This window comes from Streptomyces sp. DSM 40750 (assembly GCF_024612035.1).
In the GTDB taxonomy this organism is placed as follows: domain Bacteria; phylum Actinomycetota; class Actinomycetes; order Streptomycetales; family Streptomycetaceae; genus Streptomyces.
The window spans coordinates 1,469,815-1,495,385 of record NZ_CP102513.1 but is presented as its reverse complement, the minus strand read 5'-3'; the positions used below and the strand labels follow the sequence as shown (position 1 = coordinate 1,495,385).

The window sequence follows — 25,571 nt, the reverse complement described above, 5'->3', positions numbered from 1 at the left end:
CCTCGGTGTATTTCACGAGTAAAATACCCGCTAAGGTTATGAGCATGAGCAGCGTCAGACCTCCCCGTGCCCGCAGACTTCCGTTCTTCGGTGCCCTCCGGGCGAACCGGCCCTCCGAGATCTGGTTCAAGCCCGCCCTCAGCGTGGTCGTCGCGACCGCCCCGCCCAACCTGACGCTGCTGGCCCTCGACCGCCTCGACCTGGCGATGTACACGATGGCCGGGTCCCTGTGCGCGCTCTACGCCCACAACCGGCCGTACGCGGTCCGCGCCCGGGTCCTCGCGTGGGTGGTGCTCGGCATGGTCGGCGGCCTCGCGGTCGCCCTGGTCACCGCCTCGCTCACCACGAACGCGCTGGTGCTGGTCACCGTGGGCGCACTGCTCGCCGCCGCGCAGAAGGCACTCTGCGACGCGAGCCGGATCGGGCCGCCCGCCAACGTCATCTTCACCTTCGTCACCTCGGCGGCCCTCTTCGTACCGCAGAGCCTCGCCCAGGTCCCCGGCCATCTCGCGGCGTCCGCCGTGGCGGGCGTGTGGGCGTGGCTCGTCTGCATGGTCCCCGCCCTCATACGACCCCACGGGCCGGAGCGCCGCGCCACCGCCCAGGCCCTGAACGCGGTGGCCGCCCACATCGAGACGGCGCACCCCGAGCGGCCGGGGGCCCGCACGGCCGCCGCGACCGCCGTGCACACCGCCTGGCAGACCCTGCTCTCCGCCGGCGCGCGCAACGAGCCCCGGCGCGCCCTCGAACGCCTCCTGGTCCGCGCCGAGGTCGCCCTCGCCACGCCCGCCGACGCCGACCCCGGCCGACTGCGGGCCTGGGCGCGTGAGCTGCGCGGCACCGGCACCCTCCCGAGGGCCGCCGCCCCGGCCGAGGCGGCCGGCGAACCGCTCGACGTGGAGTGCCGACTCGCGGGCGGACAGGCCCCGTTGTGGAGCAGGCTCGGCCCGCTCACTCCCATCGCCGTACGCACCGCGGTCGGCTGCGCCCTCGCCGGGTACGCCTCCCTCGCGATCGGCGTCGGCCGTCCCTACTGGGCCCTGGTCACCGCGGCCTCGCTCTACCAGGCGAACCTCACCCTCACCTGGAACCGTGGCGTGCAGCGCGTCGTCGGCAACCTCGCCGGTCTGCTGGCCTTCGCCGCCCTGGTCCCGCTCGCCCACCTCGGCCCGGCGGCGCTCGTCCTGTGCTGCCTGGCCCTCAGCTTCGGCGCCGAGGCGCTGATCAGCCGCAACTACTGGCTCGGCACGATCTGCGTGACCCCGATGGCCCTGCTCGTCACCGAGTTCGTCCGCCACGAGAACCCCGGCGAGCTGATCACCGACCGGCTCCTCGACACCCTCGTCGGCGTCCTGGTCGGCTTCCTCGCCGCGGTCGCCGTCACCAACCGGCGCGCCGGAGACCGTGTCGAACACGCCCTCGCCGCCGTGGAGCGCGCCCGCGAGCACACGGTCCGCACCGCCGCCGACCCGAACGCCGCGCCCGCCGCCCTGCGCGCCACCCGCCGCTCCCTCGCCGCCGCCCTCGTCGAGCTGCGCGCCACCACCGACGCCGCGGCCGGCGAATGGTGGCAACGCGCACGGCACTCGGAGCGGGTGACGCACGCCGAGCAGGCCGGACACCGTACGCTCGCGGCGACGGTACGACGGCACGGGATCCAGGCATCGGAGGGCGCACGGGCATGACGGCAGGCAACGGGCGGACGGCGACGGGGAGCGACGCGGCTCTCGGGGACACGGTCGCCAAGGTGGTGCGCCAGTGGCAGACGGTGCACCCCGGTCTCGACACCGCACCGATGGAGATCATCGGCCGCGTCAACCGCTGCGCCGCCCTCCTCCAACAGGCCGAGGACGCCCCGCTGCGCCGCGCCGGCCTCACCCGCCCCGAGTTCGACGTCCTCGGCACCCTGCGCCGCACGGGCCACGAGCTGACCCCCAGTGAGATCGCCCGGGAGACCTTCGCCTCCGGCGCCGCCGTGACCAAACGCCTCAAGCTGCTCACCGAGCGCGAACTGGTCGAGCGGCGCGGCGACGCCCGCGACCGCCGCGTCGCCCACGTCCGCCTCACCGACGCCGGCCGCGACCTCGTGGACAGCGTCCTGCCGGAGCAACTGGCCTACGAGACGGCCGTACTGGCCGGAGTCGACGCCGACGAACGCCGCGAACTCGCCGTTCTGCTGGGCGAGTTGCTGATCCAGCTGGAGGGCCGGCTGGGGCTGCCGCGCGCCTAGCGGTTCGCGTCGCGCGGGTTGCGGATGTCGGCCCAGCGGGGGCCGTACACGTTCTCCCGGATGACGGGCTCGCGCAGGAAGTCGTGCGGGAAGCCCAGCGAGGGCGCGCTCACCTCGTCCAGCCGTGCGACCGCGTCCGCGTCGAGGCGTACGTCGACGCATCCCAGGTTGTCCGCGAGCTGGCGCTCGCTGGTGGCGCCGACGATCGGCACGAGGTTGCCGGGGCGGCCGAGCAACCAGGCCAGGGCCACCTGCGCGGGATTCCAGCCGCCCTGTTCGGCGATCTCCAGCACGGCGTCGACCACGGCGTCCTCCCTCGGCTCCGCGGCGGCCCCGCCGTCACCGAGGCGTCCCGTCTCACCGCGCCGGTACTTGCCGGTCAGCTTCCCGGCCGCCAGCGGCGCCCACGCGAAAACGGCCATGTCGAACCCCCGTGCCTGCGGGAGCAGTTCACGCTCCGGGGTGCGCTCCAGCAGGTTGTAGCGCAGCTGCGAGCCCGCGAACGCGGTCCAACCCCGCAGCTCCGCAAGGGTGTTGGCCTGCGCGATCTCCCACGCGGGCCAGTCCGACACCCCGACGTAGAGCACCTTCCCGGACCGTACGAGGTCGTCGAGGGCCCGCATCACCTCGTCGACCGGCGTGAAGTCGTCCCGTGCGTGCACCCACAGGACATCGAGCCGGTCGGTACGCAGCCGTTCCAGGCTCGCCTCCACCGACCGCACGAGGCTCTTGCGGTGGTTGCCCGCCGAGTTCACGTCCTGCGCGCTGGTCGCGCAGGTGTACTTGCTGGCCAGCACGAACCGGTCGCGGCGGCCTTCGAGGAGCTTGCCGACGATGGCCTCCGAGGCGCCCTCGGAGTAGTTGTTCGCCGTGTCGACGAAGTTCCCGCCCGCGTCCGCGTAGGCGTCGAGGAGCGGCCGGCCCGCGTCGAGGTCCACGGCTCCCCAGCCGAACGTCATGGCCCCGAAGGCCAGTTCACTCACGCGCAGACCGGTCCTGCCGAACAGTGTGTAACGCACGATGCATCTCCTCCGAGCGGTGTTCGTGGGCACGACGCTAGGAGTTGAAGCGCACTTCAGTACAAGCGGAGGCCGATCGGCCTCAGCCTTCCGCTCCCGCCAAGTACACGCCGAACACGGCCCCTTGGGGGTCCCGCAGCACCGCGATGCGCGGTCCGTCCGGAACCGAGGTGGGCTCCATGAGAATGGTGCCGCCCGCCTCGGTGGCGATCCGCGCCGTGTCGTCGACGTCCTCGACGGCGAAGTACGGCAGCCAGTGCGAGGGCACCTCGTGCGGGAACTTCTCGTCCATGGTGATCATGCCGCCGAAGTCGGCGCCCTCGATGCCCCACTGCGTGTACTGCTCGGAGGCGTTGACGCTCCAGCCGAACACCGTCGTGTAGAAGGCCTCGGCCTGGTCGGGCGCGCGGGTCAGCAGCTCCACCCAGCCGAGCGCGCCGGGCGCGTTGAAGAGCCCGGCGCCGGGGAAGGTCCGCGCCTGCCAGAGCTGGAATGCCGCGCCGCCCGGGTCGAGGGCCACCGCGAACCGCCCGATGTCGAAGACGTCCATGGGCTCCAGTACGACGCTCCCGCCGGCCGCCCGTACCGCTCGGGCCGCCGCGTCCGCGTCGCGCACCGCGAACGACACGTTCCAGGCCACCGGCTGCGACTCCTGGTACAGCGGGGTGAGGGCGGCGACGGCCGCGTCACCGAGGTGCGCGACGCTGTAGCCGCCCGCCTCCTGGCGCGGATCGGTCTCCGGACGCCAGCCGAACAGCTCGGTGTAGAACCGCTTCGCCGCCTCCAGGTCGCTGGTCCCCAGCTCGGTCCAGCAGGGCCCGCCGGTCACCGGCTCGTCGAGCTTCATGGCGTTCCTTCCGGCAGGGGATCGGGAGGGAATCGGGGACGAGCGTCCTCTTCCAGCACGCTATGCCCGAGCCCCGGCCCCGGCCACCGGGGTGGGGCGTCTCAGATGCCCGGCCGGTACCGCAGCGGATGGTCCGCCGGGATCTCCACCAGCACGATCTCGGTGCCGTCCGGGTCGGCGATCCACATCTCGATCAGCCCCCACGGCTCCTTCACCGGCGGTCGCCGCACCTCCACCCCGGCCGCCACCAGCTCGTCGTGCGCCGCCGACACGTCCGCGACCTGCAACCAGAGCTTCAGCGCGGGCGACGGCAGGGTCTCCGAGCGGCCCGCGACCTCCAGGAAACCGCCGCCGAGGAAGTACACGACGCCCCGGTGGTCGCCCGTACCGAACTCGCGGTAGACGGGGAGCCCCAGCTTCTCGCCGTAGAAGGCACGGGAACGCTCGGGGTCGGTGGGGCGGAGAAGGGTGCGGCTGCTCAGTACATGGACCATGCATCGGAGCGTAGGCGTGCCGCCGGGGGCGCCGTGTTCTCGGGTGCGGGTGAGTGGGGCTTCTCGCGCAGTTCCCCGCGCCCCTTCGGGCGCGGGGTGTGGTTACCCTCTTCCGTGTTCGCGCCGTACAACGAGCCGTCAGGAGCGCCCCTCATGGACACCGCCACCGGCCTGACCTTCCGCGATGCCATCGACGGCGATGTGGCCGCCCTCGTCGCGCTGATCGAGTCGGCGTACCGCGGGGACTCCAGCCGGACCGGCTGGACCACGGAGGCGGACATTCTCGAAGGGCAGCGGACCGATCCCGAGGGCGTTCTGGAGGTCATCAAGGCGCCCGCCGGCCGGCTGCTCACGGTCGAGCGCGACGGCACGGTCGTCGCCTGCTGTCAGCTCGAACACCGCGGTGAGCACGCCTATTTCGGGATGTTCGCGGTGAGTCCGGCCCTCCAGGGCGGCGGCCTCGGCAAGATGATCATCGCCGAGGCCGAGCGGATCGCGCGCGAGACCTGGGGCGCCAAGGAGATGCACATGACCGTGATCTCCGTACGGAACGACCTCATCGCCTGGTACGAGCGGCGCGGCTACCGCCGTACGGGCCGGATGACCCCGTTCCCGTACGGCGACGAGCGCTTCGGCATTCCGCAGCGGGACGACCTGCGGTTCGAGCTGTTGGTCAAGGAACTCGTCTGACTCACGCCGTGAAGCGGCCCGTGCGTTTGATGTCCGGGTAGTCGGTCGTCGCGCCGTCCAGCTGCAGCGCGCGGACCAGCCGCAGATGGTCCTGGGTGTTCACGACCCAGCCGATGATTCTCAGGTTCGCCTTGCGGGCCTTCTCCACGACCTCCAGGGTCAGCCGCCGGATGTTCAGGACGAGGGTGGTGGCTCCCACCGCCACCGCCCGGTCCACGACGTCGGTGCCGTAGCGGCTGGCGACCAGTGCGGTGCGGACGCCGGGTACCAGCCGGGCGATCTCGGCGACCGCCTCGTCGTGGAACGACAGCACCTCGACCCGTCCCACCAGGTCGCGCCGGTGCATGACCTCGGCGAGCGCGCGGGCCGCCGCCGTGTCCTTGATCTCGGCCTGGAGCGGTGCCCGTACCGCGTCCAGGACCTCCTCGAAGGTCGGGACGCGCTCACCGCGGCCCGCGTCCAGGGCGCGCAGCTCGGCGAGGGTCTTGTCGGCGATCGGGCCCGTGCCGTCCGTCGTCCGGTCCACGTCCGCGTCGTGCATGACGACGAGCGCGCCGTCCTTGCTCAGATGCAGATCGAGTTCGATGACGTCGAGGCCCGCGCGATCGGCGGTGACGAAGGAACGGAGCGTGTTCTCGGGCTCGACGCCCATGACTCCGCGGTGACCGATGGTGAGGAAGTTCAAGGTTGACTCGCTTCCGTCGACGGCGGCTCGGCCCGCGTGGCCGGGAGGGGGCGGCACGCGGCTGGGGCGCAGCGTAGTCCTCCCGCCGTGCGATGCATCCGTACGTGCACGAGCCCTTTCAAGCCATGTCATGCCATGTCACGCCGGAGAACAGGACCGTTTCCGCACCTGCCCGGGCGAATCGGGTCATCCCTGAGTGGGCGAGTCCGACGGGCGTTGACCCGGCGGCTCCTCGCGCACGCGGCGACGCATGAACTGTGATTCACCAGACGTGTGACAGGAGATTCATCGGTTAGGTAGAGGGAGTGGCGGGAGGATTTCCGGCGGAAGGCTCTTGATCCGTCTTGCGAGAGAGAACCTCCCCTACATACGGTGTCTCTACGAAAGGTTATCCCGTGGAGGATGGGTCATGACGGAAATTCTTGTGCAGGTGGGTACGGAGGGCGGAGTTCCTCCGGTCGGTAGGGTGGTGGAGCACCCGGCCTGGCCCGTGCTCAAGGATGCCGTGGAGCGGATCCGGCCATGGCAGTCCAAGGACGGCTCGATCGACTTCGACGTCGAGCACGCCCCCGATCCGGCGGACGCCGAGCTGGCCGTCCAGAACGTCATGGCGGCCGTCCAGACGCTCTCCCCGCTGCTGCCGCACGACGCCGCGTACCACGAGGCGCTCGTCAAGGACCTGCGGCGCTGGGCCGACGACGGCTTCAAGGTGCCCGACTTCCTCGACTCACTGCTGGCGTTCCAGCCCGCCGCGAACCGCGCGCACGGACTCCAGCACCTGGTCGTCTTCCCGATGTACACGCAGAACGGCAACCCCGACCGCAACCTCGAAGCGGTCGTGCTGCGCATGGTCTGGCCCGACTGGCTGGCCGAGCTGGAGCGCACCCGCTACGACAACCCGCTGTTCTGCGGCATCACCTTCGAGGACTTCACCGCCGGCTACGACACCAACTCGGCCGTCCTCTTCCCGGAGACCATCGCCGTGCGCGAGGCACCCTCCCGCTTCTCCTGGGGCGGCATCTTCTGCGACCGCGAGGCCGCCCGCTTCCGCCGGGTCACCGAGGCCGCCGTCGACATCCTCGGCCTCGAACTGCCCGCGGACGTCGCCGCGATGATCCACGACCAGAAGCGCTGCGAGGAGGCCTTCGTCCTGTGGGACATGGTCCACGACCGCACCCACAGCCACGGCGACCTGCCTTTCGACCCCTTCATGATCAAGCAGCGCCAGCCGTTCTGGATGTACGGCCTCGAAGAGCTGCGCTGCGACCTCACCGCCTTCAAGGAGGCCGTGAAGCTGGAGGCGGACGGCGTCCCGCAGGCCCGTGACGTGCAGTACGCCGTGCTCTTCGACCGCATGTTCCGCTTCCCGGTCACCGGCGAGCGCGTCCGCAACTACGACGGCCTCGGCGGTCAGCTCCTCTTCGCTTACCTGCACAAGCACGACGTCGTCCGCTGGACCGACAACAAGCTGCACATCGACTGGCAGCGCGCCCCGCAGGTCACCAAGCAGCTCTGCGCCGACATCGAGAAGCTCTACCGCGACGGCATCGACCGCCCGAAGCTCGTCCACTGGTTCGCCGGGTACGGGCTGGTCGCCGACTATCTCCCCCCGCACCCCGGCTCCCGCTGGGCCAAGGGCCCGGACGCCCTGGATCTGACGCAGCCGCCGCGAAAGCTCGTCGACGACGTGCTTCCGGACGAGTTTCCGCTCAGCATGTTCTATGAGGCGCTCGCCAAGAAGCTGAAGACCGTGATCGCCTCCACCAAGGGCATCACCGCGGCGGACGCCGAGCGGGTCGCCGCGTGAGCGCCCGATTCGCAGACGTCACAGTCGCTGCTCAGGAGGCGAAGACCATGCAGAACAGCAACGGTGCACTGAGTGGCGCGGTGATCGCGGTGGCGGGCGCGGGCGGACCCGCGGGCCGGGCGACGCTGCTGCGGCTGGCCGACGCGGGGGCGATCGTCGTCGGCTCCGACAACGACCCCGAGCGGCTCTCGGAGGCCGTGGACGCGGCCCGCTACGCGCACGGCGGTGCCACCGTCGTGGGCGACACGGTCGACCTGCTGGACCTCCGGTCGACCCGCGACTGGGCCACCCGCGTCGAGAAGGACTTCGGCCGGGTCGACGGCCTCGTCCACCTCGTCGGCGGCTGGCGCGGCAGCGAGACCTTCACCAGGACCAGCCTCGACGACTGGGACTTCCTGGAGATGCTGCTCATCCGTACCGTGCAGCACACCTCCCTCGCCTTCCACGAGGCCCTGCAGCGCAGCGAACGCGGCCGATACGTCCTCATCAGCGCGGCCGGCGCCAGCAAGCCCACCGCCGGCAACGCCGCGTACGCCGCCGCCAAGGCCGCCGCCGAGGCGTGGACGCTGGCCACGGCGGACTACTTCCGCAAGGCCGGGGGGCCGGAAGGGCCGACCTCCGCGGCTGCCATCCTGGTCGTGAAGGCGTTGGTGCACGACGCGATGCGCGCCGAGCGCCCCAATGCGAAGTTCGCGGGCTTCACCGACGTCAAGGACCTGGCCGAGGCCATCGCCGGCGTCTGGGAGAAGCCCGCCGCCGAAGTGAACGGAAACCGTCTGTGGCTGACCGACAAGCCGTGAACCCCCCGAAGACCGACGCTCGTCGCCATCACGACCCGGAGGTCCGCGGCTTCGCCAGCGACAACTACGCGGGGGTCCACCCCGAGGTGCTCGCCGCCCTGGCCCTGGCCAACGGCGGGCACCAGGTCGCGTACGGCGAGGACGAGTACACCGAGAACCTCCAGCGCATCGTCCGCAGCCATTTCGGTGCCACCGCCGAGGCGTTCCCCGTCTTCAACGGCACCGGCGCCAACGTCGTCGCCCTCCAGGCGGTCACCGACCGCTGGGGCGCGGTGATCTGCGCCGAGAGCGCCCACATCCACGTCGACGAGTGCGGGGCGCCCGAGCGGGTCGGCGGCCTGAAGCTGCTCACCGTGCCCACGCCCGACGGCAAGCTCACCCCCGAGCTGATCGACAAGCAGGCGTACGGCTGGGACGACGAGCACCGCGCGATGCCGCAGGTCGTCTCGATCGCCCAGAGCACCGAACTCGGCACCCTCTACACGCCCGACGAGATCCGAGCGATCTGCGACCACGCCCACGCGCACGGCATGAAGGTGCACCTGGACGGCTCCCGGATAGCCAACGCGGCCGCCGCGCTCGACGTCCCCATGCGGACGTTCACCAACGCGGTCGGCGTCGACCTCCTCTCCCTGGGCGGCACCAAGAACGGCGCGATGTTCGGCGAGGCGGTCGTCGTCATCAACCAGGACGCCGTCAGCCACATGAAGCATCTGCGCAAGCTGTCTATGCAGCTCGCCTCCAAGATGCGCTTCGTGTCGGTGCAGTTGGAAGCCCTGCTGGCGAAGGACCTCTGGCTGCGCAACGCCCGGCACGCCAACGAGATGGCCCAGCGGCTCGCCGAGGGCGTCCGCGCGGTCCACGGGGTGGAGATCCTGCACCCCGTGCAGTCCAACGCCGTCTTCGCGCGCCTCCCCCACGACGTGAGCGAACGCCTTCAGAAGCGCTACCGCTTCTACTTCTGGGACGAGGCCGCGGGCGACGTCCGCTGGATGTGCGCCTTCGACACGACCGAGGAGGACGTGGACGGTTTCGTGGCGGCGCTCAAGGAGGAGATGGCGCACTGAGGGGTGCATAAATATACGGTCATCTGAAAAGTCATTGACTCGCGGGTGATCGTTTTCCTATGCTCTACGGGCATGGAGCTGATCCAGCAAACCCCTGACCTGTCCGCCTATCTTGCTGCTGACGAGGCCATAGACCATCACCATCCGCGCGTACGACAGACGGCCGCATATCTCGCCAAGGGGGTCGCAGACTCGTATGGCTATGCGCGAGCGGCGTTCGAGTACGTCCGCGACACCATTCCGCACTCACAGGACGTCGGTGATCCGCGCGTCACCTGGCGCGCGTCCGACGTCCTGGAACACCGCACCGGGATCTGCTACGCCAAAGCCCATGCCCTGGCCGCGTTGTTGCGTGCCGAGGACATCCCGACCGCGCTCTGCTACCAGCGGTTGGCGCACGACGACGGCGACGGACACGCCGTGCACGGCCTGGTCGCCGTACGCTTCCACGGCGCCTGGCACCGCCAGGACCCCCGGGGCGACAAACCGGGTGTGAACACCCGGTTCTCGCTGGACGGGGAACGCCTGGCCTACGTACCGGATCCCGAGGCGGGCGAGTCGGACTACCCGACGCTGTACGCCGAACCGCACCCGGCCGTGCTCGCGGCTCTTCGGGCCGCCCCCGACCGGCCCCACCTGTGGAAGACGCTCCCCGTGGCGCTGTAGAGGCCGGTCAGCGGGCCTCGGCCTCGCGGACCTGTTCCGGGGTCGGGGCCGTGCCGCCGAGGTGGGCGGGCATCCACCAGGTGTCGTCCGGCCCCTTGGGACGGACGGGGTAGGCGCGCTGGGCGGCCTCCAGCAACTCCTGGACGCGCTCACGCAACTGACGGGTGATGGCGCCCGCGTACTTGTCCTTGGAGGCCTCTATCGCCTCGCCGACCCGGATGGTGATCGGGATGTGACTGCGCTTGAAGTTGCGCGGGTGGCCCTTGGTCCACAGCCGCTGCGTGCCCCACACGGCCATCGGGATCAGCGGGACGCCCGCCTCCTGGGCCAGCCGGGCGGCGCCCGACTTGAAGCTCTTCAGGGTGAACGACTGCGAGATCGTGGCCTCGGGGAAGACACCGATGATCTCGCCGGAGCGCAGCGAGTCCAGCGCGTGCGCGTAGGCCGCCTCACCCTGCTTGCGGTCCACCGGGATGTGACGCATGTTGCGCATCAGAGGACCGGAGATCTTGTGCCGGAACACCGACTCCTTGGCCATGAAGCGCACCAGACGCTTCTGCGGCAGCGCCGCCAGGCCGTCGAAGATGAAGTCCAGATAGCTGATGTGATTGCTCACCAGCACGGCGCCGCCCGAGCGCGGGATGTTCTCCGACCCCTTGCAGTCGATCTTCAGGTCCCACGCCTTGAAGAGGGTGACGGCGAGACCGACTGCGGGACGGTAGACGAGCTCTGCCATGGGCGGAGTGGACCCTTCTCTCTGCCTGGGAAGGAGGATCCCGGCGGGAAAGTTACGCAGCCGTAGGTTTACGGCATCTCGCAGATCGTGCCCCAAGAACGCACGAGTAGCCAGTCTTGACGCAGGCCGACGGCGAGATTCTCGTCACGTCGGTCACGTGATCCACGGCTGGACTTCACCCGCCTTTACTCCGCTCGTACGGTCACCCGACGGACGATCAGGTACATCTCACACCCCAGGCAGTACCCGAACACCGCGTTGAGGAAGGCCGCCGCGAGCGCCGCGCCGGTCGCCGCCAGTCCCAGCCACTCGGGCCCCACCGCGAAACCGACCAGGCCCACCGCCGCGAAGGCCAGCCCGACGGCCTGCGCGAAGCGCGGCGGCTCCGGCGCCTCGAACTCCGTCGGCGGCCCGAGCCGCGGCCGCAGAAGCGTGCGGAAGAGCCAGCCGTACGGCGAACGCCCCACTCCGCCCGCCGCGCCCAGCGCGAACGCGAACGTCTGCCAGGCCAGCAGCCAGGCGCTGCCGGTGATCAGTGCGACCGCCAGTACGACGGTCGTCACGGCCGCCCCGAAGCGCGGTCCCCTCACATCGATGTCCATGCGTCAAGCATTCCGCAGGCCGGTCCCTGGGGGGAGTCGGGAATCTTTGCAGTCCCGTGAACGCTGAAGCACGCTGTGACCGGACTTGTGGTGTGCGGGTTGGTGCTCGCGGCGGCGAGCGCCTACGGAGTGCTGCATCAGCGGCGGAGCGGGAGAGTCAGGGTGCGCGTACGCGACGGCGACAAGCGGCTCGGCGCGGCGGAGTTGGGGGAGGGGCTCGGTGAACGGGCCACGCTCGTCCAGTTCTCCAGTGCCTTCTGCGCCCCCTGCCGGGCGACCCGCAGGGTGCTCGCCGAAGTGGCCGGAATGGTCCCCGGCGTCGCCCACGTCGAGATCGACGCCGAAGACCAGCTCGACCTCGTACGCCGCCTCGACATCCTCAAGACGCCGACCGTGCTCGTGCTCGACGCGGACGGCCGGATCGTGCGGCGGGCCACCGGACAGCCGCGCAAGGCGGATGTGATCGCCGCGCTCGGCGAGGCCGTGTGAAGCCGCGGTGACACGCGACGGAGTCGAAGGGCGGTTCAAGGGGACTTGTGACGCATCTTCCGGATTCCGGGACGCACTTGACTGTGCGCCTCGCCTATCGTCAACCTGACTGTATGCCCCGAGAACTCCTTCTCTTCGAGCGTGTCCATGTGGACTTGGTCCGCACGGCCAGTTCGCGCTGTCCGGGATCCTGAGCAGCCACGAACCATCCCCCACTCTGGATTTCGCTCGAGCGGGTGGTGCCCCCATGCCGACTCCAGCAGAAGGACAACTCCATGACGGCCACCCCCGGCCTCGGTTCGCCCCAGCTCGCCTCCCCCGATCTCCTGCGCTCCGTCTTCCGGCGCCACGCCGCCGGCGTCGCAGTGATCACCGCGCGGGGCGGCACCGGCCCGGTCGGCTTCACCGCCACCTCGCTCACCTCGGTCTCCGCCGAGCCTCCGATGCTCTCGTTCGGCATCGGCACCGGCGCCTCCAGTTGGCCGGCCATCTCCGAGGCGGACCACGTGGGCGTGCACATACTCGGGGAGCATCAGCGGGAGCTGGCCGCCACCTTCGCCCGTAGTGGCGCCGACCGGTTCGGGGCACCCACCGGATGGCGTAGCGGCCCGGAGGGGGTTCCCGTCCTCGACGACGTGCTCGCCTGGCTGGTCTGCCGGGTGGTGGCACGCGTTCCGGCGGGCGAACACCGGATCGTCCTCGCCGAGGTGGTCATGGGCGACCCGTCGGGCGCCGGACGGCCGCTCCTCTACCACCAGGGCGCCTTCAACGGTCTGCGAGACTGATCCCCGACCCGATTACGCAGGGTTGCCTAACTCACAGTTCAAAGCGCTTGCTTAGCGGGAACGAAATGCGGGAACGTAGGCGTCGTACTGGCGAGTAATATATCGCCGGAGCGCAGGTCGCCCCGATCGGGATCGGCCGCTTCAGGCGCCTATGCTGCCTGCAAGAAGGCAGCCCGGAAATGACGATGCAGTAGGAGAGCCGGCGTGAGCTTGAGGATCGTTGTCACTGTGAAGTACGTGCCCGACGCCACTGGCGACCGGCACTTCGCCGATGACCTGACCGTCGACCGTGACGATGTGGACGGTCTGCTCTCCGAGCTGGACGAGTATGCGGTGGAGCAGGCGCTGCAGATCGCCGACGAGGCGGACGACGCGGAGATCACGGTTCTGACGGTGGGTCCGGAGGACGCCAAGGACGCGCTGCGCAAGGCGCTGTCGATGGGCGCGGACAAGGCGATCCACGTCGAGGACGACGACCTGCACGGCACGGATGCGATCGGTACCTCGCTGGTGCTGGCGAAGGCGATCGAGAAGGCCGGCTACGACCTGGTGATCTCCGGCATGGCGTCCACCGACGGCACGATGGGCGTCGTGCCCGCGCTGGTCGCCGAGCGCCTGGGCGTCCCGCAGGTCACCCTGCTCTCCGAGGTCTCCGTCGAGGACGGCGTGGTCAAGGGCCGCCGTGACGGCGACGCCGCCTCCGAGCAGCTGGAGGCTTCGCTTCCGGCCGTGGTCTCCGTCACCGACCAGTCGGGCGAGGCGCGTTACCCGTCGTTCAAGGGCATCATGGCGGCGAAGAAGAAGCCGGTCGCGTCCTGGGACCTGTCCGACCTCGACATCGAGGCCGAGGAAGTCGGTCTGGAGGGCGCCTACTCGGTCGTCGACTCCGCGACCGAGCGCCCTGCGCGTACCGCCGGCACGATCGTCAAGGACGAGGGCGAGGGCGGCAAGCAGCTCGCTGAGTTCCTCGCGGGCCAGAAGTTCATCTAAGGCCCTGCGGCCCGCCGCGGCCCCTGGCCCGGCTGAGGCCCATTTCCCTTACCGCCCCTCAGACTTCGCAATCCGCAGGAGAGCAATCCCATGGCTGAAGTTCTCGTCTACGTCGACCACGTGGACGGTGCCGTCCGCAAGCCCACCCTGGAGCTGCTGACCCTGGCCCGCCGCATCGGCGAGCCCGTCGCCGTCGCGCTGGGCAACGGCGCCGCCGACACCGCCGCCGCGCTCGCCGAGCACGGCGCGGTCAAGGTCCTCACCCACGACGCGTCCGAATACGCCGACTACCTCGTCGTCCCCAAGGTCGACGCCCTCCAGGCCGCGGTCGAGGCCGTGTCCCCGGCCGCCGTGCTGGTGCCGTCCTCCGCCGAGGGCAAGGAGATCGCCGCCCGCCTCGCGCTGCGCATCGGCTCCGGCATCATCACCGACGCCGTCGACCTCGAAGCCGGCGACGCCGGCCCGGTGGCCACCCAGTCGGTGTTCGCCGCCTCCTTCACCACCAAGACCCGTGTCTCCAAGGGCACCCCGGTCATCACGGTCAAGCCCAACTCCGCCGCCGTCGAGGCCGCCCCGGCCGCCGGCGCCGTCGAGGCACTGTCCGTGACGTTCGGTGCGCTGGCCACCGGCACCAAGGTCACCGCCCGCACCCCGCGCGAGTCGACCGGGCGTCCGGAGCTGACCGAGGCCGCGATCGTCGTCTCCGGCGGCCGCGGCGTCAACGGCGCGGAGAACTTCGCGATCATCGAGGCCCTCGCCGACTCCCTCGGCGCGGCCGTCGGCGCCTCCCGCGCCGCCGTCGACGCCGGCTGGTACCCGCACACCAACCAGGTCGGCCAGACCGGCAAGTCCGTCTCGCCGCAGCTGTACATCGCCTCCGGCATCTCCGGCGCCATCCAGCACCGCGCGGGCATGCAGACCTCCAAGACCATCGTCGCCGTCAACAAGGACGCCGAAGCCCCGATCTTCGACCTGGTCGACTACGGCGTCGTCGGCGACCTCTTCGACGTCGTCCCCCAGCTCACCGAGGAGATCAACACCCGCAAGGGCTGATCGGCTGAGTCGTCCGAGGCCCCCGCGACCGCACGAACGGTCACGGGGGCCTCGGCTCATCCCAGGGTCAGCGAGGCCTGCACCGGCAAGTGGTCGCTCGGGTACATCCCGTCCATGGAGAAGGTGTTCATCGCCGCCCAGTGCGTGGTCACCCCGGGCGAGGTGAGGATCCAGTCGATGCGTCGGCCGCCGGGCCTGAGCCCCCGGTAGCCGTGGTACGTCGCGTACGCCGGGCTGCGCGAGGCCGCCTCGTCCCACGCGTCGACCAGCCCGCCCTCCAACAGCAGGTCGTACACCCGGTTGTCGTGGGCGGCCGCGTTGAAGTCGCCGGTGACGATGACCGGCAATGATCGGTCCCACCCGGAGATCGTCTCGCCGATGAGCCCCGCGGAGCGCTCCCGGGCGTACTGGCTGACGCTGTCCAGATGGGTGTTGAGAACGTAGAACTCCCGTCCCCCGTCGGCGAGATCGGCGAATCTGACCCATGTCACCATGCGCAGCCAGTCCGCGTCCCAGGTGTTGGAGGCGATCGTGTACGGGGTGTCGGACAACCAGAAGTGATCGAACTCGATCGGATCGAGTCTGCGGGTGTCGTAGAAGATCGCCATGAACTCGTCCTTGCTGCCACCCCCTCGGCCGGTGCCGATCCAGTCGTAGTGCCCGCCGAGATCCTTCTCGATCATGCGCAGCTGCTGGTAGAGGCCCTCCTGGGTGCCGATGACATGGGGGCGCTCGCGACGCAACAGCTCCCGCATCACCGGGCGGCGCACGGACCAGCGCGGTGTCTTGTCGACGACGGTCGCGAAGCGCACGTTGAACGTCATGACGTTCAGGGCGCCCGCGTACTCGCCGGCGGACGCGGGCTGCGACGAGCCCGCCGTAGTCAGTAGCGGCACGGCGATGGCGGCGGCCGCGGCGGACCTGAGTCCTTGGCGGCGCGTCACTCCGACCTCTTTCGGCACGCGTTCCCTCCCCTTGGGTTGTCAGGATGAAGCTTGCCTACTTAATACGGAAGAAGGCGGCGGGTCGGCAGTGGCCAGGGGGAGAGCATGGGCAATCCCACTTCGGGGCAGTGTTGACCGATACCAAGATCGGCAGTTAGCTTCGTTATACGGATTATTGATTCCGTAATGCGGAAAGCGGAGGGTTGGAATGGGGCAAGGCAGGCAGGAGATCGTCGCGACGAGTCTCGCGGGCGCCGTCAGCGAGGAGATCAGCGCCTCCCTCGCCCCCGTCGACGCGGAGTTGGAGCGCCGCTACCCCGGCGACCCCGGCACCCGTCAGCCCGTGCACACCGTCTACGTGCCCGGTGATGTCTTCACCGCCGACACCATCCGCTCCTGGGGCGACCGGGCACTCGCCGCCCTCGACGAGCACGCCCCGGACGCCGCCGCCTTCGCCACCGTCCTCGGCCTGAGCGACGACCTCGCCGGGCCTGTGTACGACCGCGTCCGCACCAAGCTGGAACGCGAGCCGATCGAGGACCTGCGCGTCGACTTCGAGGACGGCTACGGCCCGCGGCCCGACGCCGAGGAGGACGAGACCGCCGCACGGGCCGCCCGGCTGATCGCCCAGGCGTACGCCGAGGGCACGGCCGCCCCGTACATGGGCATCCGTATGAAGTGCATGGAGGCCCCGGTTCGCGACCGGGGCATCCGTACGCTCGACATCTTCCTCACCGGCCTGCTGGAGGCCGGCGGCCTGCCCGACGGACTGGTCCTGACCCTGCCCAAGGTCACCTACGCCGAGCAGGTCACCGCCATGGTCCGGCTCCTGGAGGCCTTCGAGAAGGCACGCGGCCTCGAGCCCGGCCGGATCGGCTTCGAGATCCAGATCGAGACCAGCCAGTCCATCCTCGCCGCCGACGGCACCGCCACCGTCGCCCGTATGATCGACGCCGCCGAGGGCCGCGCCACGGGCCTGCACTACGGCACCTTCGATTACAGCGCCTGCCTCGGCGTCTCCGCCGCCTACCAGGCCAGCGACCACCCCGCCGCCGACCACGCCAAGGCGATCATGCAGGTCGCCGCGGCGGGCACCGGCGTACGCGTCTCGGACGGCTCCACCAACGTCCTGCCGGTCGGCCCCACCCACCAGGTCCACGACGCCTGGCGGCTGCACTACGGCCTCACCCGCCGCGCCCTGTCCCGCGCCTACTACCAGGGCTGGGACATGCACCCCGGCCACATCCCCACCCGCTACGCGGCCGTCTTCGCCTTCTACCGCGAGGGCTACGAACAGGCCGCCGCGCGCCTCTCCCGGTACGCGGGCCGCGTCGGCGGCGACGTCATGGACGAGCCCGCGACGGCCAAGGCGCTCAGCGGCTACCTGCTGCGGGGCCTCGACTGCGGCGCGCTCGACCTCGACGAGGTGGTGAAGGCGACCGGGCTGAACCGCGTCGGCCTGGAGGGCTTCGCGGCACCCCGGCGGGCGGATCCGACGATCGCCGGCCAGGAGGCGGGCGGGTCGCACGGCGGGTAAGCAGCGGTCCTGCGACAGCCGTTGCGGCCGGTCCGGGGCGCCTCGCCCCGCATCGTACGCTGTACGCCCACTCATCGGTCGGTCACAGGAACGGGGCGTAGGTGTCTTCGGGGGCGAACGAACAGGCGGACGGTACCGGGCGGCTGCTCGCCGGGCGGTACCGGGTCGTGGAGCAGCTCGGACGCGGCGGTATGGGGGTCGTCTGGCGGGCCGTGGACGAGGTGCTCCACCGCGAGGTCGCCCTCAAGGAACTGCGCACCTACACGGACGCGGCCGCGCCCGAACTGGCCGACCTGGGCCTGCGGATGCAGCGCGAGGCCCGGGCCGCCGCCCGCGTCCGGCACCCCGGAGTCGTCGCCGTGCACGACGTGGCCGAGGTCGACGGGCGCCCGCTGATCGTCATGGAGCTGGTCGAGGGGCCGTCCCTGGACGACGTCCTGCGCGACCGGGGCCTCCTCGACCCGCCCGAGGCCGCCGCCATCGGCGCCAAGGTCATGGAGGCGCTGGCCGCCGCCCACCGGGTCGGCGTACTGCACCGCGACGTCAAACCCGGCAACATCCTCCTCGACCGCTCCGGCCGGGTCGTCCTCACCGACTTCGGCATCGCCACCATGGAGGACCCGGGCGACGGCTCCGCCACCCACCTCACCCGCAGCGGCGAACTCGTCGGCTCCCTCGACTATCTGGCCCCCGAGCGCGCCCAGGGCAACGACCCCGGCCCCGCCTCCGACGTCTGGGCACTCGGCGCCACCCTGTACGCGGCCGTCGAGGGCTCGTCCCCGTTCCGGCGCACGTCCGCCTGGACGACGCTCACCGCGATCGTGGGCGAGCCGCTGCCCGAACCGCAGCGGGCGGGGGCGCTCGGGCCGGTTCTGCGGCAGCTGATGGAGAAGCGCCCGGAGCACCGCCCGGACGCCGACCGGGCCCGGGAACTGCTGGATGCCGTGGCCGCCGGGGGCGAGCTCGACTCCCCGACGACCGGGTCGGACGGGTCGGCGTCGCGGCCGAGGGCGGAGACCAAGCGGATGGTTCCTTCGGCGCCGCCGGGGTTCGGGCCGCCGACGGCGGGCGCGGCACCCGGTGGGACGGGCGGGGGAGCCGGGTTCGGTTCGACGGGCCCGACCCCCGGCTCCGGGCCGCCACAGCCGGTCGCCGAGCCCGGCACCGGCGTGTCCTCCGCGGTCGTCGGCCCCGATGCGGACGCCTCGCAGGCAGCCGTGCCCGCGTCGGGAGACGTCACCACCGCGTCCTCGCCCGGCAGCCGCCCCCGCAAGGGCCGTGCCCTGCTCGCCGCCGTGGCCGTCACCGTTGTCCTCGCCGCCACCGGCGTCACGGTCGCCCTGCTCAACGGGAACGACGACACCGGGACGGACGCCCGGCCCCCGGCCACCGACTCGACGACCGCCACCCCCTCCAAGGGCCCCAGCCGGGGCACGGTCGACCTCTCCGACGACTCCGACGCCAAGGAGAAGGGGAAGGACGACGAGAAGTCCGCGAGCCCGACCGAGAAGGCCAAGGAGCAGGAAGACAAGAAAACCGAGGCATCCGCCTCCCCGTCGAAGAACGCCGGCGGCGGTACCACGGGCGGCAGTTCGGAGGGCTCGGACAGCTCGGGCGGCTCCACCGCCGGTGGTACCACCACCGGCGGAGGCGAGCCCACGCCGGAACCGTCCTGTTTCCCGATCGGCGGCGGCAAGTACAACTGCACGGTCTGGCGCACCGCCAAGTCCTACACCGCCGCCGGCACCGAGGTCGGCGTCCTCAACCAGGGCACCAACTACTTCTACTGCCAGCAGAACCTCGGCCGCCGCGAGACCTACGGCGAGTGGACCAACATCTGGTGGGCCAAGACGGACGACGACAGCGGCAACACGAACGTCTTCGTCAGCGACGTCTACATCCAGGGCGGCGACAACGACGCCCCGGTGCCCGGCCTCCCGGTCTGCTGAGGCCGGGCGGCGCCCAGGGCCGGGCCTACGACCGCGGATGCGGCCGTATGTACTGCTCCAGGCCGGACACCGTGGTCCACCTCTTCTCGGCGAACACCTCCCGGCCCCGCACGCACAGACCGCGATTGCCGCGCGCCCGGGCGCAGAACTCGTCCGGTGTGGTGCCGAACAGTTCGCGTAACTCCGCCGACGCGGCGAGGAGTTCGCTGATCAGCGGGCGCTGCCGGCCCGGATGGGGGCGCGGGCCGGGGCCGCCGTTGTGCAGGACGCCCCACCGGTTGACGTAGATCCAGGCCTGGTCGAGGACTTCGCCCGACTCCAGCTCGATCCGGAAGTCGGCGGCGGGGAGGACGGCCCGGTGGAAGTTGCCGGTCGGTGAGTCGACGCCTTCGCTCGTGTCGACCACGGCGAGCTGCGCCTCGTTCAGCCAGGTGAGGAACAGTTCGCGGGTGGAGCCGGGGGAGTGGAAGGGCGACGCGGACATGTAGCCGAGGAGGCTGACATGGGCGGAGACGCCGACCCCGATGTTGGTGACCCTGGCCCTGACCATGGGGATCCGGCATTCCACGCCGTGCTCCGCCATCTTGTGCACGAGCTGCGCGGGGCAGGCGTTGGAGCCGACCGAGAGGACGGGGACACGGTCCTCGAAGACGAGTGTGTCCAGCGGCAGCATCCGGTTGCCGTCCAGGAGCGCGGACTCGGGGGGCCACGCGCCCGGATAGCTCAGCGGGTCCTCGCGCGGCGCCACGGCGAGGCCGAGCGCTTCGAGCGTACGGGGATCGGGGGCTGCCAAAGGTCAGTCCGCGGGCGGGAGTTCGCCCGAGCCGCGGGCGATCAGCCGGGTCGGCAGCTCGATGCGCTCCGGGGTGACGAGGGAGCCGTCCAGCTGCTGGAAGAGGCGCTCGGCGGCGGTGCGGCCCAGCCGGGCGGGGTCCTGGGCGACCACGGTGATGCCCGGCCGGAGCAGATCGGCGAGCTCGAAGTCGTCGAAGCCGACGAGGGCGACCGGGCGGGTGTGCTCGGCGAGGACCCGTACGACGGTGACCGTCACCCGGTTGTTGCCCGCGAAGACCGCCGTGACGGGCGCCGGGCCGGACAGCATCTCCTCGGCCGCCCTGCGGACCCGCTCGGGGTCGGTGACGCCGAGGGACATCCATGTGTCCTCGACGTGTATGCCCGCGTCCTCCATGGCCGCCCGGTAGCCGCGCAGCCGCTCGGCGGCGGTGTGGATGCGGGGCATGTCGCCGATGAAGCCGATGCGGCGGTGGCCGTGGGCGATGAGGTGGGCCGCGCCGTCACGGGCGCCGCCGAAGCTGTCCGACAGCACGACGTCGGCGTCGATCCGCCCGGCCGGGCGGTCCACGAACACCGTGGCGACACCCGCCCTGATCTCGGGCTCCAGATAGCGGTGGTCGTCCCCCGCCGGGATGACGACCAGCCCGTCCACCCGGCGCGCGCACAGCGCCAGCGCCAGCTCCTGCTCCCGGTCCGGGTCCTCCGCGCTGGATCCGTTGATCAGCAGTGAGCCGTGCGCGCGGGACACCTCCTCCACCGCCCGGCTGAGGGGGCCGTAGAACGGGTCGGCGAGGTCCTCCAGGACCAGGCCGATGCTGGCCGTACGGCCCTTGCGCAGCACCCGCGCGCTGTCGTTGCGCCGGAAGCCGAGTGCCTCGATCGCCTCCTGGACGCGGCGCTCGGTGTCCGGAGTGACGCCCGGCTCGCCGTTCACCACCCGGGAGACCGTCTTCAGACCGACCCCGGCCCGGGCCGCGACGTCCTTCATCGTGGGACGGTTGCCGTAGCGGTTCTCGGGGCGGCGGGCGATGCCGTTGGCGGTCTCGGGCACTATGCGCTGTCCTGTCCTGTCGTCCACGGGGGTGTGGTCGGTGGTGCCGTGTCGGAATTGTGCGGCTGTTGACGATGTGCCGTCGAGCATAGAGCCTGGACAACGTTGTCACAGCCGGGGGAGACTGTCTATCGCATTCTCTGGCCGGCGCCCCCCACCAGGCGAGCGTCGTGCTGCCAGTTTTCCGGCCGGAGATCCGGGTGCCGCTGGATTCGGGCGCCCGGTAGGAGACTCGCAGTGGGAGAACTGACACTGATGCAGACCGACCTCGTGGCCGCGCTCGACATCGGCGGCACCAAGATCGCCGGGGCGCTGGTGGACGGCCACGGCCGGATCCTGGTGCGCGCACAGCGCCCGACGCCCGCCCAGGAGGACGGCGACACCGTGATGCGGGCCGTCGAGGAGGTCCTCGGCGAGCTCACCGCCGCCCCGCTGTGGAGCGGGGCCACGGCCGTCGGGATCGGCAGCGCGGGCCCGGTCGACGCCTCGGCCGGCACGGTCAGCCCGGTGAACGTCCCCGGCTGGCGCGGCTTCCCCCTAGTCGAACGGGTCCGGGCGGCGACCGGCGGACTGCCCATCGAGTTGATCGGCGACGGCGTGGCCATCACCGCGGCCGAGCACTGGCAGGGCGCGGCGCGCGGCCACGACAACGCGCTGTGCATGGTGGTGTCGACGGGCGTCGGCGGTGGCCTCGTCCTCGGCGGGAAGCTGCACGCGGGCCCCACCGGAAATGCGGGGCACATCGGTCACATCAGCGTCGACCTCGACGGCGACCCCTGCCCCTGCGGTGCGCGCGGCTGCGTCGAGCGCATCGCGAGCGGCCCCAATATCGCCCGCCGCGCCCTGGCCAACGGCTGGCGGCCCGGCCCCGACGGCGACACCTCCGCCGCCGCGGTCGCCACCGCCGCCCGCGCCGGCGACCCCGTCGCAGTCGCCTCCTTCGAACGCGCCGCCCAGGCCCTCGCCGCCGGTATCGCCGCCACCGCCACCCTCGTCGAGATCGACCTGGCCGTCATCGGCGGCGGTGTCGCGGGCGCCGGCGACGTCCTCTTCGCCCCCCTGCGCACCGCCCTCAAGGACTACGCCACGCTGTCCTTCGTACAGGACCTGACCATCGCCCCCGCCGTGATGGGCACCGACGCGGGCCTGGTGGGCGCGGCCGCGGCGGCGCTGGCGCGTCGGCCGGGCCCGCCGGTGGCCGGAGAGTGACGGCCGCGGGGCGGGTGGCGCGGAAGAGTCGAAAGAGGGGCGTGACCCCTCGCCCCGTTCCGCAGTTGAGCGGGGCATGAAGAAGCGCAGCATGCTCGCCATCGCCTCCCTCGCCACCGGGTTCGTCGTCGCGGCCATCACGCCGTCACACGGCCACGACGCCGCGGACACGCTCGGGAAGCCGGACGCGCTGAGCAAACTGGACGTCGAGGGCACGCTCGGCAAGGTCGGCAAGACGGTCTCCAGCGACAGCCTGGCCGTGGACGAGGACGCGTTGGGCGGCACGGCGGACCAGAAGGGTCAGGTCGGCAAGGGCGGCAGGGAAGGCTGACGGCCTGGTAACGGGCAGCGGATTCCCGTCCGTTCCCCATCGCATCGCAGGCGGCGGGACCTCCACCCAGTGGGGGACCCGCCGCCGTCGTATTTCGGCTCCTCATCAGCGGCTGGTTTCCGTGGCGGAGTGGAGGGCAAGCCTCAGGGGGCCAACAGAAGAGGGGGAACCGTGATCGTCTGGATCAACGGTGCGTTCGGTGCGGGGAAGACCACCACCGCACGGGAACTGATCGAACTGATCCCGAACAGCACGCTCTTCGACCCCGAGGTCATCGGCGGCGCACTGACGCACATGCTGCCGGCCAAACGCCTCGCCGAGGTCGGCGACTTCCAGGACCTGCCGAGCTGGCGACGGCTCGTGGTCGACACCGCCGCCGCCCTGCTCGCCGAGCTGGGCGGCACCCTCGTGGTCCCCATGACCCTGCTCCGCCAGGAGTACCGCGACGAGATCTTCGGCGGCCTCGCCGCCCGCCGCATCACCGTCCGGCATCTGCTCCTGGCCCCGGCTGAAACGATACTGCGAGAGCGAATAGCCGGGCGGGAGATACCGCCCGACCTCCCCGACGGCGAGATGCGGATGCGTCAATGGGCGTACGACCACATCGCGCCCTACCGCGCCGCCCTGGGCGGCTGGCTCACCGCCGATGCCCATCTCGTCGACACCGGCGCACTCACCCCGTACGAGACCGCGCGGCGTATCGCCGACGCCGTGGCCGCCGACGACGTACCCGTGTGCGACATCGTGCAGACCCCCGAGCCGACCGCCGAGACGGTTGCCGCGGGGGTCCTGCTGTTCGACGAGGACGACCGGGTTCTGCTTGTCGATCCGACCTACAAGGCCGGATGGGAGTTCCCCGGTGGAGTCGTGGAGGCCGGTGAGGCGCCGGCGCGTGCGGGGGTGCGCGAGGTCGTCGAGGAGACCGGGATACGGCTCGACGATGTGCCCCGGCTGCTGGTAGTCGACTGGGAGTCGCCCGCGCCGCCCGGATACGGGGGACTGCGCCTTCTCTTCGACGGTGGGCGCATTGATACGTCGGGGGCGCAGCGGCCCGTTCTGCCCGGGCCCGAGCTGCGTGACTGGCGATTCGTCACCGAGGAGGAGGCCGCGGATCTGCTGCCGCCGGTTCGGTATGAGCGGTTGCGGTGGGCTCTTCGGGCGCGGGAGCGGGGCGCCGCGCTGTACCTGGAGGCGGGGGTGCCGGTATGACGGTTCGCCGCCGCCGTCTCGGGAAGGTCGTGGGGCGATCGCGGGTCGCTCGTGGTCGTCCGCGCCACGCGGCGCAGCCGCGTATGTCACAGCCCCGCGCCCCTGAAGAGGCGCGGGACTGGACCGGCGCTTTCGGTTCGTTCAGTTCGCCGCGTAGTTGCGCAGGAACAGCGCCTCCGCCACCGACATGCGCTCCAGCTCCTCCGGGGACACGCTCTCGTTGACCGCGTGGATCTGGGCCTCGGGTTCGCTGAGGCCGATGAGGAGGATCTCGGCGTTCGGGTAGAGGGCGGCGAGGGCGTTGCACAGCGGGATGGAGCCGCCGTGGCCCGCGTACTGCATCTCCTGGCCCGGATAGGCGACGGCCATGGCGGCGGCCATCGCCTCGTAGGCCGGGCTGGAGGTGTCGGCGCGGAACGCCTGCCCATGGCCGATCGGTTCGCAGCTCACCCGGGCGCCCCACGGGGTGTGCGCCACCAGGTGGGCCTCGAGGAGCTTGACGGCGTCCGTGACGTCCACGCCCGGCGGGACGCGCAGCCCGATCAGGGCGCGGGCGCTCGCCTGGATCGACGGGGTCGCGCCGACCACCGGCGGGGCGTCGATGCCGAGCACGGTGGCGGCCGGGCGGGCCCAGATGCGATCGGCGACCGTGTCGGAGCCGACCAGGTCCACGCCGTCGAGGACCTTGGCGTCCTGGCGGAACTGCCCGTCGTCGTACTGAAGGCCGTCCCACGCGCCGTCGCTCGCGAGTCCGTCGACCGTCGTCGTACCGTCCTCGGCGCGCAGTGAGTCCAGGACGCGGATCAGCGCGGCGAGCGCGTCGGGGGCCGCGCCGCCGAACTGGCCCGAGTGCAGGTTGCCTTCGAGGGCGTCGATCTTCACGCGCATGAGGATCATGCCGCGCAGGGAGGAGGTGACCGTCGGCAGTCCGGCGCGGAAGTTGCCGGCGTCGCCGATGACGACGGTGTCGGCGGCGAGCAACTCGGGGTGCGCCTCGGCGTACTGCTGGAGACCGCCGGTGCCCATCTCTTCGGAACCCTCGGCGATCACCTTGATGTGGACGGGGACCCCGCCGTTCGCCTTGAGCGCCCGCAGCGCCAGCAGGTGCATGATCACGCCGCCCTTGCAGTCGGCCGCGCCGCGCCCGTACCAGCGGCCGGCGCGCTCGGTCAGCTCGAACGGCGGCGACAGCCAGGCCGTTTCGTCCAGCGGCGGCTGCACGTCGTAGTGGGCGTAGAGGAGGACCGTCTTCGCGCCCTCGGGCCCCGGCAGGTAGCCGTACACGGACTGGGTGCCGTCGGGGGTGTCGAGCAGGGCCACGTCCTGGAAACCCTCGGCGCGCAGCGCGTCGGCGACCCAGTTCGCGGCGCCCTCGCTCTCGCGCTTCGGGTACTGGTCGAAATCCGCCACCGACTTGAAGGCCACCAGTTCGGTGAGCTCCTCCCTCGCCCGGGGGATCAATGAGGCGACGGTCTCGGCGACCGGGTTCGACGGCATGGGCACGCTCCTCGTGGGTGCGACGTTGTCCTTCTGGGTGAGTGGCCGCGTACGCCCTTGCCCGGTGTGTCGGTGTAGGGCGCACGCGC

At 71.2% G+C, this 25,571-nt stretch carries 26 protein-coding genes; 16 read left to right on the top strand and 10 right to left on the bottom strand.

The window, feature by feature from the left end; translation table 11 throughout:
* The first annotated feature begins 44 nt into the window (after window positions 1–44).
* Together JIX55_RS06870 and JIX55_RS06865 are read left to right on the top strand one after the other, a co-directional pair.
* Window positions 45–1,685, top strand: a complete 1,641-nt coding sequence (locus JIX55_RS06870) for an FUSC family protein (protein ID WP_257562360.1) — start codon at window positions 45–47, stop codon at window positions 1,683–1,685.
* The gene (locus JIX55_RS06865) at window positions 1,682–2,230 is read left to right on the top strand and encodes a MarR family winged helix-turn-helix transcriptional regulator (RefSeq protein ID WP_257562359.1); all 549 of its coding nucleotides are present in this window, start codon (window positions 1,682–1,684) and stop codon (window positions 2,228–2,230) included. The genes JIX55_RS06870 and JIX55_RS06865 overlap by 4 nt, the downstream gene beginning before the upstream one ends.
* On the opposite strand, the gene JIX55_RS06860 is transcribed toward JIX55_RS06865, so the two are convergent.
* The 3 genes from JIX55_RS06860 to JIX55_RS06850 form a co-directional block, all read right to left on the bottom strand.
* Window positions 2,227–3,249 carry an aldo/keto reductase gene (locus JIX55_RS06860; RefSeq protein ID WP_257562358.1) on the bottom strand — a complete coding sequence of 341 codons (1,023 nt, stop codon included), beginning with the start codon at window positions 3,247–3,249 and terminating at the stop codon, window positions 2,227–2,229. The genes JIX55_RS06865 and JIX55_RS06860 overlap by 4 nt on opposite strands.
* Before the next feature lie 82 nt (window positions 3,250–3,331).
* Window positions 3,332–4,096: a VOC family protein gene (locus JIX55_RS06855; protein WP_257562357.1), complete on the bottom strand. Its 765-nt coding sequence runs from the start codon at window positions 4,094–4,096 to the stop codon at window positions 3,332–3,334.
* 101 nt (window positions 4,097–4,197) lie between these two features.
* Window positions 4,198–4,590, bottom strand: a complete 393-nt coding sequence (locus JIX55_RS06850; protein ID WP_257562355.1) for a VOC family protein — start codon at window positions 4,588–4,590, stop codon at window positions 4,198–4,200.
* A gap of 153 nt (window positions 4,591–4,743) precedes the next feature.
* Between JIX55_RS06850 and JIX55_RS06845 the strand changes: the two genes are divergently transcribed.
* A complete protein-coding gene (locus tag JIX55_RS06845) occupies window positions 4,744–5,280 on the top strand; it encodes a GNAT family N-acetyltransferase (protein WP_257562353.1) in 537 nt (178 codons plus the stop codon).
* 1 nt (window position 5,281) lies between these two features.
* On the opposite strand, the gene JIX55_RS06840 is transcribed toward JIX55_RS06845, so the two are convergent.
* Window positions 5,282–5,965, bottom strand: a complete 684-nt coding sequence (locus tag JIX55_RS06840; RefSeq protein ID WP_257562351.1) for a glycerophosphodiester phosphodiesterase — start codon at window positions 5,963–5,965, stop codon at window positions 5,282–5,284.
* Between the two features lie 409 nt (window positions 5,966–6,374).
* Between JIX55_RS06840 and JIX55_RS06835 the strand changes: the two genes are divergently transcribed.
* From JIX55_RS06835 to JIX55_RS06820, 4 genes are all read left to right on the top strand, one after another.
* The gene (locus JIX55_RS06835) at window positions 6,375–7,772 is read left to right on the top strand and encodes a DUF6421 family protein (protein WP_257562350.1); all 1,398 of its coding nucleotides are present in this window, start codon (window positions 6,375–6,377) and stop codon (window positions 7,770–7,772) included.
* A gap of 47 nt (window positions 7,773–7,819) precedes the next feature.
* The gene (locus JIX55_RS06830) at window positions 7,820–8,572 is read left to right on the top strand and encodes an SDR family NAD(P)-dependent oxidoreductase (protein ID WP_257562349.1); all 753 of its coding nucleotides are present in this window, start codon (window positions 7,820–7,822) and stop codon (window positions 8,570–8,572) included.
* Window positions 8,569–9,639, top strand: a complete 1,071-nt coding sequence (locus JIX55_RS06825; RefSeq protein WP_257562348.1) for a threonine aldolase family protein — start codon at window positions 8,569–8,571, stop codon at window positions 9,637–9,639. Before JIX55_RS06830 ends, JIX55_RS06825 begins: the two co-directional genes overlap by 4 nt.
* Before the next feature lie 72 nt (window positions 9,640–9,711).
* Window positions 9,712–10,305: a transglutaminase domain-containing protein gene (locus tag JIX55_RS06820; protein WP_257562347.1), complete on the top strand. Its 594-nt coding sequence runs from the start codon at window positions 9,712–9,714 to the stop codon at window positions 10,303–10,305.
* 7 nt (window positions 10,306–10,312) lie between these two features.
* Here JIX55_RS06820 and JIX55_RS06815 read toward each other — a convergent pair whose 3' ends face one another.
* Both JIX55_RS06815 and JIX55_RS06810 read right to left on the bottom strand, forming a co-directional pair.
* Window positions 10,313–11,041, bottom strand: a complete 729-nt coding sequence (locus JIX55_RS06815; protein WP_257562345.1) for a lysophospholipid acyltransferase family protein — start codon at window positions 11,039–11,041, stop codon at window positions 10,313–10,315.
* 185 nt (window positions 11,042–11,226) lie between these two features.
* On the bottom strand, window positions 11,227–11,643 hold the full coding sequence (locus tag JIX55_RS06810) for a DUF4395 domain-containing protein (protein WP_257562344.1): 417 nt from the start codon (window positions 11,641–11,643) through the stop codon (window positions 11,227–11,229).
* Between the two features lie 75 nt (window positions 11,644–11,718).
* Here JIX55_RS06810 and JIX55_RS06805 point away from each other — a divergent pair, with 75 nt between their 5' ends.
* The 4 genes from JIX55_RS06805 (at window position 11,719) to JIX55_RS06790 (ending at window position 14,960) form a co-directional block, all read left to right on the top strand.
* A complete protein-coding gene (locus JIX55_RS06805; RefSeq protein ID WP_257562343.1) occupies window positions 11,719–12,132 on the top strand; it encodes a TlpA family protein disulfide reductase in 414 nt (137 codons plus the stop codon).
* Window positions 12,133–12,407: 275 nt separating this feature from the next.
* Window positions 12,408–12,917, top strand: coding sequence for a flavin reductase family protein (locus JIX55_RS06800; protein WP_257562342.1), 510 nt, complete (start codon window positions 12,408–12,410; stop codon window positions 12,915–12,917).
* 204 nt (window positions 12,918–13,121) lie between these two features.
* Complete coding sequence (locus JIX55_RS06795; RefSeq protein WP_257562020.1) at window positions 13,122–13,907, top strand: electron transfer flavoprotein subunit beta/FixA family protein; 786 nt, start codon at window positions 13,122–13,124, stop codon at window positions 13,905–13,907.
* 90 nt (window positions 13,908–13,997) lie between these two features.
* Window positions 13,998–14,960 carry an electron transfer flavoprotein subunit alpha/FixB family protein gene (locus tag JIX55_RS06790; protein ID WP_257562340.1) on the top strand — a complete coding sequence of 321 codons (963 nt, stop codon included), beginning with the start codon at window positions 13,998–14,000 and terminating at the stop codon, window positions 14,958–14,960.
* A gap of 56 nt (window positions 14,961–15,016) precedes the next feature.
* Here JIX55_RS06790 and JIX55_RS06785 read toward each other — a convergent pair whose 3' ends face one another.
* Window positions 15,017–15,922 (bottom strand): endonuclease/exonuclease/phosphatase family protein, encoded by a 906-nt coding sequence (locus JIX55_RS06785; RefSeq protein WP_257562339.1) that lies wholly within the window; start codon window positions 15,920–15,922, stop codon window positions 15,017–15,019.
* A gap of 190 nt (window positions 15,923–16,112) precedes the next feature.
* Between JIX55_RS06785 and JIX55_RS06780 the strand changes: the two genes are divergently transcribed.
* Together JIX55_RS06780 and JIX55_RS06775 are read left to right on the top strand one after the other, a co-directional pair.
* On the top strand, window positions 16,113–17,441 hold the full coding sequence (locus tag JIX55_RS06780) for an HpcH/HpaI aldolase/citrate lyase family protein (RefSeq protein ID WP_257562338.1): 1,329 nt from the start codon (window positions 16,113–16,115) through the stop codon (window positions 17,439–17,441).
* A gap of 101 nt (window positions 17,442–17,542) precedes the next feature.
* Complete coding sequence (locus JIX55_RS06775) at window positions 17,543–19,390, top strand: serine/threonine-protein kinase (protein ID WP_257562337.1); 1,848 nt, start codon at window positions 17,543–17,545, stop codon at window positions 19,388–19,390.
* A gap of 25 nt (window positions 19,391–19,415) precedes the next feature.
* Here JIX55_RS06775 and JIX55_RS06770 read toward each other — a convergent pair whose 3' ends face one another.
* Together JIX55_RS06770 and JIX55_RS06765 are read right to left on the bottom strand one after the other, a co-directional pair.
* Entirely contained in the window at window positions 19,416–20,183 is a 768-nt protein-coding gene (locus JIX55_RS06770; protein ID WP_257562336.1) for a hypothetical protein, read from the bottom strand.
* Between the two features lie 3 nt (window positions 20,184–20,186).
* The gene (locus JIX55_RS06765) at window positions 20,187–21,263 is read right to left on the bottom strand and encodes a LacI family DNA-binding transcriptional regulator (protein ID WP_257562334.1); all 1,077 of its coding nucleotides are present in this window, start codon (window positions 21,261–21,263) and stop codon (window positions 20,187–20,189) included.
* A 228-nt stretch (window positions 21,264–21,491) separates the two neighbouring features.
* On the opposite strand from JIX55_RS06765, the gene JIX55_RS06760 reads away from it, so the two are divergent.
* The 3 genes from JIX55_RS06760 (at window position 21,492) to JIX55_RS06750 (ending at window position 23,985) form a co-directional block, all read left to right on the top strand.
* Entirely contained in the window at window positions 21,492–22,445 is a 954-nt protein-coding gene (locus tag JIX55_RS06760; RefSeq protein ID WP_257569239.1) for an ROK family protein, read from the top strand.
* Between the two features lie 76 nt (window positions 22,446–22,521).
* On the top strand, window positions 22,522–22,776 hold the full coding sequence (locus tag JIX55_RS06755) for a hypothetical protein (protein WP_257562333.1): 255 nt from the start codon (window positions 22,522–22,524) through the stop codon (window positions 22,774–22,776).
* A 171-nt stretch (window positions 22,777–22,947) separates the two neighbouring features.
* On the top strand, window positions 22,948–23,985 hold the full coding sequence (locus tag JIX55_RS06750; RefSeq protein WP_257562332.1) for an NUDIX hydrolase: 1,038 nt from the start codon (window positions 22,948–22,950) through the stop codon (window positions 23,983–23,985).
* A 141-nt stretch (window positions 23,986–24,126) separates the two neighbouring features.
* Here JIX55_RS06750 and JIX55_RS06745 read toward each other — a convergent pair whose 3' ends face one another.
* On the bottom strand, window positions 24,127–25,482 hold the full coding sequence (locus JIX55_RS06745; RefSeq protein WP_257562331.1) for a dipeptidase: 1,356 nt from the start codon (window positions 25,480–25,482) through the stop codon (window positions 24,127–24,129).
* Between the last annotated feature and the right edge of the window lie 89 nt (window positions 25,483–25,571).